9 protein-coding genes and 1 pseudogene are annotated in these 8,068 nt (G+C 39.6%); all 10 read left to right on the top strand.

Translation table 11 applies throughout. The annotated features are described in order from the left end of the window. Window positions 1-100: 100 nt before the first annotated feature. The 10 genes and pseudogenes from BO225_RS10155 to BO225_RS10110 all read left to right on the top strand — a co-directional run bounded on the left by BO225_RS10155 (window position 101) and on the right by BO225_RS10110 (window position 7,708). The gene (locus tag BO225_RS10155; RefSeq protein WP_233120326.1) at window positions 101-418 is read left to right on the top strand and encodes a 23S rRNA (pseudouridine(1915)-N(3))-methyltransferase RlmH; all 318 of its coding nucleotides are present in this window, start codon (window positions 101-103) and stop codon (window positions 416-418) included. A 141-nt stretch (window positions 419-559) separates the two neighbouring features. Continuing rightward, the gene (locus BO225_RS10150) at window positions 560-1,741 is read left to right on the top strand and encodes a phosphoglycerate kinase (protein WP_076342112.1); all 1,182 of its coding nucleotides are present in this window, start codon (window positions 560-562) and stop codon (window positions 1,739-1,741) included. A 12-nt stretch (window positions 1,742-1,753) separates the two neighbouring features. After that, window positions 1,754-2,500 (top strand): triose-phosphate isomerase, encoded by a 747-nt coding sequence (gene tpiA / locus BO225_RS10145; protein WP_076342111.1) that lies wholly within the window; start codon window positions 1,754-1,756, stop codon window positions 2,498-2,500. A gap of 302 nt (window positions 2,501-2,802) precedes the next feature. Then, entirely contained in the window at window positions 2,803-3,873 is a 1,071-nt protein-coding gene (locus tag BO225_RS10140) for an NlpC/P60 family protein (RefSeq protein ID WP_233120325.1), read from the top strand. 68 nt (window positions 3,874-3,941) lie between these two features. Beyond that, the gene (gene ispF / locus BO225_RS10135; RefSeq protein WP_076342109.1) at window positions 3,942-4,418 is read left to right on the top strand and encodes a 2-C-methyl-D-erythritol 2,4-cyclodiphosphate synthase; all 477 of its coding nucleotides are present in this window, start codon (window positions 3,942-3,944) and stop codon (window positions 4,416-4,418) included. Beyond that, window positions 4,415-4,860, top strand: a pseudogene (gene dtd / locus BO225_RS10130) (D-aminoacyl-tRNA deacylase). Before ispF ends, dtd begins: the two are co-directional and overlap by 4 nt. After that, on the top strand, window positions 4,861-5,733 hold the full coding sequence (gene folD / locus BO225_RS10125) for a bifunctional methylenetetrahydrofolate dehydrogenase/methenyltetrahydrofolate cyclohydrolase FolD (protein WP_076342108.1): 873 nt from the start codon (window positions 4,861-4,863) through the stop codon (window positions 5,731-5,733). Then, window positions 5,714-5,920: a DUF951 domain-containing protein gene (locus BO225_RS10120; RefSeq protein WP_076342107.1), complete on the top strand. Its 207-nt coding sequence runs from the start codon at window positions 5,714-5,716 to the stop codon at window positions 5,918-5,920. The genes folD and BO225_RS10120 overlap by 20 nt, the downstream gene beginning before the upstream one ends. A gap of 31 nt (window positions 5,921-5,951) precedes the next feature. Continuing rightward, window positions 5,952-7,055, top strand: a complete 1,104-nt coding sequence (gene ychF / locus BO225_RS10115; protein ID WP_076342106.1) for a redox-regulated ATPase YchF — start codon at window positions 5,952-5,954, stop codon at window positions 7,053-7,055. Beyond that, complete coding sequence (locus BO225_RS10110) at window positions 7,055-7,708, top strand: site-2 protease family protein (protein WP_076342105.1); 654 nt, start codon at window positions 7,055-7,057, stop codon at window positions 7,706-7,708. The genes ychF and BO225_RS10110 overlap by 1 nt, the downstream gene beginning before the upstream one ends. Window positions 7,709-8,068 lie beyond the last annotated feature (360 nt).

The following is an 8,068-nucleotide window of genomic DNA, read 5'->3' as shown; positions in this document are numbered from 1 at the left end:
TGAGAGGACATTGTCACGAAAGAGGAGAAAAAAAAGCAAATAAGTATCCAGAAGAAAAAGAGATTGATATTATATGGGACATTTTAAGAAAAAGGGGCTTATGTTTTTGCAAACTGTAAAACTCCCGGTTTTAGAAAAGTTGAAACCTTCTGATTTTGTGATCTTACTTGATTTACATGGAACTATGGACGATAGTTTATCGTTTTCCAAGCGGCTGAAGAGATTAAGGGATGAAGGGAAATCGATCGTGTTCGTGATTGCGGGAAGTTTAGGGCCTTCAAAAGAATTAGCGCAGCGGGCTGATCATCGCTGGAAGCTTTCAGATCTTACTTTTACGCATTTGATGACGCGTATTCTTATTCTAGAGCAGATCTACCGAGCATTTATGATCGATGCGAATCGGAATTATCATAAGTAAAATTGGATCTTTTATAGATCCTTTTTTGTTTTTCTCTATTTGTTAATGCTTTCATTTGTGAAAAATACCACAATTGATGTAGTCATGTTTTTTTCAGAGTGGTATAATATATCCGATTTATAATTCATAGGAGGATTAATAATGGCAAAGAAAACTGTCAAGGATCTTAACGTTGCTGGTAAAAGAGTCATCGTTCGTTGTGACTTTAACGTACCGCGTAAAGATGGAAAAATCACGAATGACAATCGAATCATTCAAGCTCTTCCAACAATCAAATATTTGTTGGAGAACAACGCGAAAGTGATCTTAATGTCCCATCTTGGAAAAGTAAAAACCGAAGAAGATAAAGCAAAAAACAATTTGGATGTTGTAGGTGCTCGTCTTGCTGAGCTTCTTCCTGGTACAAAAGTAACATTCTGCCCAGTTACTCGTGGACCTGAACTTGAAAAAGATGTTGCGGATCTTAAAGATGGTGAGATCTTACTCGTTCAAAACACTCGTTATGAAAAAGGCGAAAGCAAAAACGATGAAGAACTTGGTAAGTATTGGGCTAGCCTAGGTGATGTATTCGTAGAAGACGCATTTGGTTCTGTACACCGCGCACATGCTTCAACTGTAGGTATCCCAAGTAATATTGCAGAAAACGGACTTGGTTTCCTTGTTGAAAAAGAAGTAGATATGTTAGGAAAAGCTGTCGATGAACCAGCACATCCTTTTGTAGCAATCATCGGTGGAGCGAAAGTTTCCGATAAGATCGGCGTGATCGAAAATATGCTTGCGAAAGCGGATAAAGTTATCGTAGGTGGAGGAATGGCTTATACATTCTTGAAAGCGATGGGAGAAAACGTTGGAAACTCTTTAGTTGAAGAGGATAAGATCCAACTTGCAAAAGACACTCTTGAAAAAGGAAAAGGAAAGATCGTACTTCCTGTCGATAACGTGATCGCTGACGCATTCTCGAATGACGCCAACATCAAAGTTGTTGAAGGCGATATTCCAGAAGGTTGGATGGGTCTTGATATCGGACCTAAATCGATCGAATTGTTCAAAGACACTTTAAAGGGCGCAAAAACAGTTGTATGGAATGGTCCAATGGGTGTATTCGAAATGCCTAACTTTGAAAAAGGTACTTTGGCTGTTTGCGAAGCGATCTCGGAACTTCCAGACGCGATCACTGTAATTGGTGGTGGTGACTCTGCTGCTGCTGCGATCCAATTAGGATTCCAGGATAAATTCTCGCATATTTCTACTGGTGGCGGTGCTTCTCTTGAATATATGGAAGGAAAGACTCTTCCAGGTATCGCTGTTATTTCAGAAAAGTAAAGAGGTAAGATCATGAGAGATATCATTATTGTTGGAAACTGGAAAATGAACAAGAATAACGCCGAAACGAAGGCGTTCTTTGAAGCCGTTGATCCAGTCGCAAAAACAAATAAAGGCCTTTATGGCGTAGGTGTTCCTTTTACGGATTTAAAAACGGCTCTTGACGAAGCGAAGAACTTGATCGTTGCTGCAGAAAATGTTCATTTTGAAGATTCTGGAGCGTTTACGGGCGAAGTAAGTGTCCCTATGCTTGAAGAGCTTGGTGTAAAATATTGCATCATTGGTCATAGTGAACGACGTCAAATGTTTGGTGATACAGATGAAACTGTCAATAAAAAGGCTAAAAAATTATTGGCAGCTGGAATCACGCCAATTTTATGCATTGGTGAAACAGAAGCGGAATACGATGCGGGGAAAACTAAAGATGTGATCACTTCTCAATTGAATGGTTCGCTCAAAGATATTCCTGCTGAAGAATATAAGAATATCGTGATCGCTTATGAACCAATTTGGGCGATTGGAACAGGTAAATCCGCATCTGTTGAAATTGCTGAAAATTGCTGCAAGCTTGTTCGAGATGTTGTAAAAGACATGGTAGGAGAAGAAGCAGCAGATGCTGTTCGTATTCAATATGGTGGAAGCGTGAAGCCAGGAAATATCGTAGAGTATATGGCTCAAGAAGATATTGATGGCGCGCTCATTGGTGGAGCTAGTCTAAAACCAGATAGCTTTATCGAGATTATCGAGAAAACGAAATAATTAAAAAACCATTAAAAGAGTCTGCATAATTTTCAATGCAGGCTCTTTTTTTTGAGTATTGTTCTTTACATGTTAGTACAATATAGTTTATCATTACGTTATCGTGTTGAAGCTACAAAATTTTACCGAAGTTAAAAAAAGGTTTGAAATCACCCTTCAATCATGATATTCTAAGTATGAATTTTAAGCTATTCGGAAAAAAGGGGAGGTAAGTAATGAATTTCATAGAAAATAATGGTAAAAAAGTTGCTGCTGTCTTATGTGTAGCATCCTGTTTTCCAGTAGTTGCTACAGTTTATGCGATGGAAACTCAACCAGGTTGGCATGGAGACAAATATATCAATTCGGACACTACAGTTGCAAAAGGTTGGCAAGAAATCGAAGGAAAAAATTACTATTTTTCTGAAGAAGATGGAACTGTCGATGAAGATACAACTGAAAAAGCAGTTGCTGCTAGTGTTTCTTCCAATATTGTTGGAAATGTGAAAGAAACAGTAACAGAAGTTAGTAAATCAGCTGTAGAAGATGAAGCGTCGAAAGTGGCAGCCCCAGCTGAAGTGGCCTCGGCCCTTCCTGTTGAGAATGTGGATCCAGTTCAAGAAGTGGAAGCAGCACCAGTCGTTGAAACAGCTCCCGTTGTGGAAACACAACAACCAGCAGAGGTAATTTCCCCAATTACACCAGCAGAAGAAGCGAACACACAAACGACTCCTGTTGAAGAAACTACAACGAATGAAGTTATTTTAGCTCCTACACCAGTTGTAGAAGAAACGCCAGCTCCAGCGCCAGAAGAATTGACTCCTCCAGTTGTAGAAGAAACGCCAGCTCCAGCGCCAGAAGAAGTGACTCCTCCAGTTGGAGAAGAGACACCTGCTCCAGCGCCAGAAGAAGCGACTCCTCCAGTTGTAGAAGAAACACCGGCTCCAGCGCCAGAAGAAGTGATTCCTCCAGTTGTAGAAGAAACACCAGCTCCTGCGCCAGAAGAAGTGACTCCTCCAGTTGTAGAAGAGACACCTTCGAATCCGTATGCAGATTTAAATGCAAGTATTGCGGAAAGTGCTAAGCAATTGGTAGGCGTAACAGATGGACAATGGTGTACACAAGTTGTACAACAAGCGTTAGCGGGTGCAGGTGTGAGCGATGCTTATCAATTATGGCCTGATCAATATGCTGACCAATATGGATATTATACGGATACCCCTCAAGCCGGAAATTTGATTTACTATAACAACGGTGGACGAGGAGTCGATCATATCGCGATCTATATCGGCGATGGACAAGCCGTTCATGGAAACTATGAAGGGCAAACAGTCATTGCGGGAGCCTATCTAGAAAACTTTGGTCTTCCTCAATATATTCAAGTACAAAGATAAGCTTGGCTATTTAGTCAAGCTTTTTTTTTGCTTGAATGTTATAATGATAATGTTTGATGAGGTAGAACATGAGGATAGGACAATCAATAGATATACACCCTTTAAAAGAAGGAAGGGACCTTATTCTAGGAGGTGTAAAAATCCCTTATGAATATGGTCTAGATGGGCACTCAGATGCCGATGTTTTAGTTCACACCATTTCAGAATGCATCTTAGGCGCCTTAGCTTTAGGGGATCTAGGTTCCCATTTTCCTGATACGGACCCTAGATATAGAGGAATATCGAGTATTCTGCTTTTAGAGGAAGTCAAAAAGAAAATGTTTAGACACCAATATAGGATTGGTAATATCGATGCTACGATTTTAGCCGAAAAGCCTAAGATGGCCCCCTATATCGAACAGATGCGAATCAACATCGCAAACGCTTTAGAATGCTCTACCGAAGCCATTTCGATCAAAGCAACCCGCGGAGAGAAACTAGGCTTTGTAGGCAGAAAAGAAGGCATTGTCGCGATGAGCGTTTGCCTATTGGAGGAAAATAAATGATCGCGGTGATACAGCGCGTTTCGAGCGCCTCATGCCAAGTGGATGAAGAATATACTGGAAAGATAAAAAAAGGCCTTTTAGTTTTTGTTGGATTTGATTCGAACGATACCCAAATTGAAATCGAAAAGATGGTCAAGAAAATCGTCCACCTACGAATTTTTTCAGATCAAGAGGATAAGATGAATCTTTCTTTACTAGATATAGGTGGGGAAATCCTTTCGATTTCACAGTTTACGCTATATGCGGACTGCAAAAAGGAAATCGGCCAAGTTTTATAAAAGCGGCTAAGCCGATCCTTTCAAAACCACTGTATGAAGCATTCAATCTAGAATGCCAAAAATATGTGACGACCAAAACAGGGATTTTTGGAGCAGATATGAAAATCGAATTGACGAACGATGGACCAGTCACGATAGTTTTAAATAGCGAGGAGTTGTTCTAAATGGAAATTTTATATGGAAATACATTAGCGAATCATTTAAAAGAAAGTATGAAGAAAAAAATCGATGCTTTGCGAGACCAAGAGAAACGGATTCCAATGCTGGCTGTTATTTTAGTTGGCGATGATAATGAAGCGAGCAAATCATATGTCCTCTCAAAAGAGAAAGCCTGCAAAAGTGTTGGGATGGAAGTAGCCATTATTCAATTAGAGGGCGATATTTCCCAAGAAGATCTCATAAATACAATACAAAAATGTAATGAAGATAAAGATGTAGATGGTATTCTCGTACAGCTGCCGCTTCCAAAGCACTTAAATGAAAAAGAAGCAGTCAATGCGATCGATCCAAGAAAAGATGTAGATGGTTTAACACCAAGCAATGCAGGGAAGCTACTTCTGCAAGAAAAAGGATTTGTTCCATGTACTCCAAAAGGAATCATGGAGATGCTCTCTTCAATCGGCATGGAGGATCTAAGCGGAAAAAAAGCCGTAGTGATGGGGCGCTCTATTTTAGTGGGCAAGCCAATCGCTCTTTTGCTGCAAAACAAGAATGCCACAGTAACAACGGTACATTCCAAGACAAAGGATCCAGAGCAAATTTGTAAAGAAGCCGATATTTTAGTCGTAGCCATCGGTAAACCAAATTATGTTACGAAAGAATTCGTAAAAGAAGGAGCCGTAGTCATCGATGTTGGAATCAACCGTAAAGATGGAAAAATAGTTGGCGATGTCGATTTTGAACAAGTGAAATCAGTCGCCTCCGTGCTTACACCGGTTCCAAAAGGAGTTGGTCCGATGACAGTTTGTATGCTATTATCTAATACGCTAGATGCATATGAAAGGCGGGAAAGAGAAAATGGATCCAATTCAGTATGAGCTGAATGATATCATCGAAATGAAAAAAGAACATCCATGCCACTTATCCAAGGAATGGAAGATCATACGCATGGGTGCAGATATTCGAATCAAATGTCAAGGTTGCGGTTCAAGCGTTTTGATGCCGCGACAAAAATTTGAAAAAAAGTTAAAACGAATCGTTAAGAAAGCGTCTGTTGAAGAATAGACGCTCTTCTTGAATCATAGGAAGGAAAAATATGTCATTAACTGCAGGAATTGTTGGACTACCAAATGTTGGGAAATCGACATTGTTCAACGCCATCACAAAATCACAAGTTGAAGCCGCCAATTATCCTTTTGCTACGATCCAACCAAATGTTGGAGTCGTAGAAGTGCCAGATCATCGTATCGATCGTTTGGTTGAGTTGTTTCATCCTAAAAAAACGATCTATACGACTTTCGAATTTACAGATATAGCCGGTTTGGTAAAAGGTGCTTCAAAAGGTGAAGGATTAGGGAATCAATTCTTAAGCAATATTCGATTAACGGACGCGATCTGTCATGTCGTACGCTGTTTTGAAGATCCAAATATCACGCATGTCGAATCTTCGATCGATCCGATCCGCGATATTGAAATCATTAATTTAGAGTTGATCCTAGCTGATCTTCAAACGATCGAAAATCGCATTTCGAAAGTGGAAAGAAAATCAAAAACAACAAATGACAAGGAATCAAAGATGGAAATGGCATTGTTGAATCGCTTAAAACCACATCTCGAGTCCGGCCAGCCAGCTCGCTCTTTAGAAACCACAGAAGATGAAACTTTGATTTTAAAAAACTATAATCTGCTTTCGATGAAGCCTGTTATTTATGTAGCGAACATGGATGAAGAAGGAGTCATGGATCCAGAAAACAACGCTTTTTATCAAGCTGTCTTACAATATGCGCAAAAAGAAAATAGCGAAGTCGTCGCTCTATGCGCTAAGATGGAAGAAGAACTATCTTCCTTAGATGAAGAAGAAAAAGCGCTGTTTTTAGAAGAATTAGGTCTTCCTCAATCGGGTTTAGATCGATTGATCAAAAAAGCGTATCATATTTTAGGCTTATGCACTTTCTTGACAGCCGGAGAAGATGAGTGTAGGGCATGGACTTTCAAAAAAGGAATGAAAGCGCCAGACTGTGCAGGAGTGATCCATACAGACTTTAAACGGGGATTTATACGAGCGGAAGTCTATAAATTTGATGATATCGATCAATTAGAAAGTGAACATGCAATCAAAGAAGCTGGTAAACTTCGCCTAGAAGGTAAAGATTATGTAGTAGAAGATGGTGACGTTATGCATTTTAGGTTTAATGTATAATGTTTACTTCTTCGATGTCTTTAGAGTCTATTTTCATTTTATTGATCGCCGTGATTTTGAGCATGAGTATTCATGAAATGGCACATGGACTCGTTTCGTATTGGCTAGGAGATCCAACCGCAAAAGAGGCTGGACGATTGTCACTCAATCCTTTTCGGCATATTGATTGGCTAGGCTTGTTTAGCTTGTTGATTTTTCGATTTGGTTGGGCAAAACCCGTACCCATCGACTCTCGATATTATAAAGACCCAAAAAGTGGGATCATATGGACAAGCTTTGCTGGCCCTCTTGCTAATTTTATGCTGAGCTTTCTTTGTGTAGTTCTTTATTATGGAATGATTCGATTCGCTCCAACTTTTTTCATTGGGAGCATTGGTCAGCTTTTATCGCAAATTTTAGCAGTGACGGCTTCAATGTCGATTGGTTTTGGGATTTTCAATCTCCTTCCGATTCCTCCTCTTGATGGGGCAAAGATCCTTTGGAGCTTTTTACCGGATGATCTCTATTATAAAATCAATAATGGGGCATGGTGGACGAATCTTTTGTTTTTTGCACTGCTTTGGAGCGGATTGATTTCTGGGCCAATCAGTATGCTTCGCAATCAAATGATTGAGTTTTTTTCAAACATTGCAATCCACTTATTTGGCTTTTAATGAATCGGAAGGAATTCCGATTTTTTATTCTGTCCTTTAAAAATATTGAAAAGTAATCAAAATAACAGTTGACAGATAGTTAAAAAAGAAGTATGATAAGCAAGCGTTGAGAAAGACGCAGGACAAACGAACTTCATAGATCCATCCACAAGAAAAAAATCAAATTTCTTCTTGACGGAAAGGGATCAGGAGGAGTAGTATAAACAAGCTTTGAGGCCAAGAACCCGCTTCAACTGTCCTCTAAAAATATTCAAAAAATATTGAAAAAAGTGTTGACAGAACAGTTCATTCATGGTAATATGAGTGAGCGTTGAGGCAGAGAGCTTCAAGGCAGGGACGATCTTTGAAAACTTGACAGGA

Source organism: Dubosiella newyorkensis (assembly GCF_001945605.1).
Taxonomy (GTDB): Bacteria; Bacillota_I; Bacilli_A; order Erysipelotrichales; family Erysipelotrichaceae; genus Dubosiella; species Dubosiella newyorkensis.
The sequence above is the reverse complement of the archived record's forward strand: the minus strand, read 5'-3'. Positions and strand labels throughout refer to the sequence as shown.

Bases quoted from the DNA above. Each gene is read 5' to 3' on its own strand.
- BO225_RS10155 (WP_233120326.1), top strand. From the start codon at position 101: ATGTTTTTGCAAACTGTAAAACTCCCGGTTTTAGAAAAGTTGAAACCT.
- BO225_RS10150 (WP_076342112.1), top strand. From the start codon at position 560: ATGGCAAAGAAAACTGTCAAGGATCTTAACGTTGCTGGTAAAAGAGTC.
- tpiA (WP_076342111.1), top strand. From the start codon at position 1,754: ATGAGAGATATCATTATTGTTGGAAACTGGAAAATGAACAAGAATAAC.
- BO225_RS10140 (WP_233120325.1), top strand. From the start codon at position 2,803: ATGGAAACTCAACCAGGTTGGCATGGAGACAAATATATCAATTCGGAC.
- ispF (WP_076342109.1), top strand. From the start codon at position 3,942: ATGAGGATAGGACAATCAATAGATATACACCCTTTAAAAGAAGGAAGG.
- folD (WP_076342108.1), top strand. From the start codon at position 4,861: ATGGAAATTTTATATGGAAATACATTAGCGAATCATTTAAAAGAAAGT.
- BO225_RS10120 (WP_076342107.1), top strand. From the start codon at position 5,714: ATGGATCCAATTCAGTATGAGCTGAATGATATCATCGAAATGAAAAAA.
- ychF (WP_076342106.1), top strand. From the start codon at position 5,952: ATGTCATTAACTGCAGGAATTGTTGGACTACCAAATGTTGGGAAATCG.
- BO225_RS10110 (WP_076342105.1), top strand. From the start codon at position 7,055: ATGTTTACTTCTTCGATGTCTTTAGAGTCTATTTTCATTTTATTGATC.